The sequence below is a fragment of the Mycobacterium sp. NGS34 genome (genome assembly GCF_059812845.1).
In genome coordinates, this window is record NZ_JCALDM010000068.1 from 1 (window position 1) to 340 (window position 340).

The 340-nt window shown below is 60.3% G+C and carries 1 protein-coding gene; it reads right to left on the reverse strand.

Features of this window, described 5'->3' with window-relative positions:
- A partial coding sequence (locus AC5Y7V_RS31420; RefSeq protein ID WP_499883798.1) for an ATP-binding cassette domain-containing protein occupies nucleotides 1–324 on the reverse strand: 324 nt, incomplete at its 3' end.
- Nucleotides 325–340: the final 16 nt, after the last annotated feature.

The following is a 340-nucleotide window of genomic DNA, read 5'->3' on the forward strand; positions in this document are numbered from 1 at the left end:
CCCATAAGCCACGTTGTCGCGCACCGTCAGATGCTTAAACGCCGCATAATGCTGAAACACAAACCCGATACCCCGGCGCTGCGGCGGCACCCCCGTCACATCACGCCCATTAATCGTCACCGTCCCGCTATCCGGGTGATCCAACCCCGCAATCGCGCGCAACAACGTCGACTTACCCGACCCACTCGGACCCAACAACGCCGTCAACGACCCCTTGGGCACCACAAAATCCACATGATCCAGCGCGACGAAATCGCCATAACGCTTATAGGCGTCGCGCACCGTGATCGCGTAGGCGCTTGGGTCGTCCCCGGTTTCGGTCATGGTTGCCATCTCCTTG